The sequence below is a fragment of the Litchfieldia alkalitelluris genome, assembly GCF_002019645.1.
GTDB lineage: Bacteria > Bacillota > Bacilli > Bacillales > Bacillaceae_L > Litchfieldia > Litchfieldia alkalitelluris.
Window position 1 is genome coordinate 1 of sequence record NZ_MTIS01000008.1, and the last position, 739, is coordinate 739.

At 40.2% G+C, this 739-nt stretch carries 1 protein-coding gene; it reads left to right on the forward strand.

What is annotated here, in order from left to right:
• Positions 1-739 (forward strand): IS110 family RNA-guided transposase (locus tag BK579_RS25155; protein WP_139365233.1); only part of this gene is annotated, 739 nt, incomplete at both ends.

Consider the following 739-nt stretch of genomic DNA (forward strand, 5'->3'; position numbering starts at 1 on the left):
AGCAATGGAAAGCACTGGCGTGTACTGGAAACCAATTTATAATCTATTAGAATTGGAACCTTCTCTTCAAACTTACGTGGTTAATGCGCAGCACATTAAACAAGTTCCTGGCCGTAAAACAGATGTCAAAGATGCAGAGTGGATTGCAGATCTTTTAAAACACGGCCTATTAAAACCGAGTTTCATTCCCGACCGAGAGCAACGAGAGTTGCGTGAGCTTGTTCGTTATCGTAGAAGTTTAATTGATGAACGTGCCCGGGAAGCTAATCGTATTCAAAAGGTCTTGGAAGGAGCAAACATTAAACTTAGCTCCGTAGCTACTGATATTTTAGGTGTTTCTGGTCGACTAATGCTTCGCCAACTAATCAAAGGTGAGACTAACCCTTCACTCTTAGCGGAACTAGCAAAGAAGCAGCTTCGTAAGAAGATGGATCTTCTAGAACGTTCATTGAAGGGATTAATTGGGCCTCATCAGAAATTTCTACTTAAGGGTCAACTTGATCACATTGAGTATTTAGAAAAGCAAATTGAAATGTTGGATCTAGAAATAAAGGAACGCTTAAAAGAATACAAAGATGAAATTGAACTGTTAGATTCTATCCCGGGAATCGCAATTCAAACAGCTCAACATATCATTGCAGAAATCGGCCCAGATTTAAGTAGATTCCCAAGCGCTGCTCATTTAGCAGCATGGGCTGGTATGGCTCCAGGACAAAATGAAAGTGCAGGTAAAAAAAAA